The following is a 1,270-nucleotide window of genomic DNA, read 5'->3' on the forward strand; positions in this document are numbered from 1 at the left end:
CCATGGCAACGGCGCCTAGCGTCTCGTACTCGATGACGGTCCGGCTGGAGGTTCCCGTGTCGGGGACCGCGGTCAGTGAGCTGACCACGGCCGTGGAGTCCTCCGGTGGGTCGGTGACCGGTCTGGACGTGACCGCTTCCGGGCACGAGAAGCTGCGTATCGACGTCACCATGGCCACCACCTCGACCGAGCACGCCGACGAGATCGTCGAGAAGCTCCGCGGGATCGAGGGCGTCGTCCTGGGCAAGGTCTCCGACCGGACGTTCCTGATGCACCTCGGCGGCAAGATCGAGATGGCCTCCAAGCACCCCATCCGCAACCGCGACGACCTCTCCATGATCTACACCCCCGGTGTCGCCCGGGTGTGCATGGCCATCGCGGAGAACCCCGAGGACGCCCGCCGCCTGACCATCAAGCGCAACAGCGTCGCCGTGGTCACCGACGGCTCCGCCGTCCTCGGGCTGGGCAACATCGGCCCCAAGGCCGCCCTGCCGGTGATGGAGGGCAAGGCCGCCCTGTTCAAGCGGTTCGCCGGCATCGACGCCTGGCCGATCTGCCTGGACACCCAGGACTCCGACGCCATCGTCGAGATCGTCAAGGCCATCGCCCCCGGCTTCGCGGGCATCAACCTCGAGGACATCTCCGCCCCCCGCTGCTTCGAGATCGAGGCCCGCCTGCGCGAGGCGCTGGACATCCCCGTCTTCCACGACGACCAGCACGGCACCGCCATCGTCGTCCTGGCCGCCCTGACCAACGCGCTGCGCGTGGTGGGCAAGGACATCGGCGACGTACGGGTCGTCATGTCCGGTGCGGGCGCGGCCGGCACGGCGATCCTGAAGCTGCTGATCGCGGCCGGGGTGCGGCACGCGGTGGTCGCCGACATCCACGGCGTGGTCCACGCCGCCCGCCCGGACCTGGTCTCCGCCGGCAGCACCTCCGCGCTGCGGTGGATCGCGGACAACACCAACCCCGAGGGCGTCACGGGCACCTTGAAGGAGGCCGTGCGCGGCGCGGACGTCTTCATCGGTGTCTCCGCCCCCAACGTCCTGGACGGCGACGACGTCGCGGCGATGGCCGAGAACGCGATCGTGTTCGCGCTGGCCAACCCCGACCCCGAGGTCGACCCCGGCATCGCCCGCCGCACCGCCGCCGTGGTGGCCACCGGGCGTTCGGACTTCCCCAACCAGATCAACAACGTGCTGGTCTTCCCCGGCGTCTTCCGCGGCCTGCTCGACGCCCAGTCCCGCACCGTCAACACCGACATGATGCT

General features: G+C 70.2%; 1 protein-coding gene. It reads left to right on the forward strand.

Going from position 1 to position 1,270, the window contains the following annotated elements; genetic code table 11:
• Window positions 1-2: 2 nt before the first annotated feature.
• On the forward strand, window positions 3-1,270 hold a 1,268-nt coding region (locus tag K6I33_RS35100), incomplete at its 3' end, for an NAD-dependent malic enzyme (protein ID WP_229358840.1).

It is taken from the genome of Streptomyces sp. UNOB3_S3 (assembly GCF_020740895.1).
Lineage (GTDB): Bacteria > Actinomycetota > Actinomycetes > Streptomycetales > Streptomycetaceae > Streptomyces.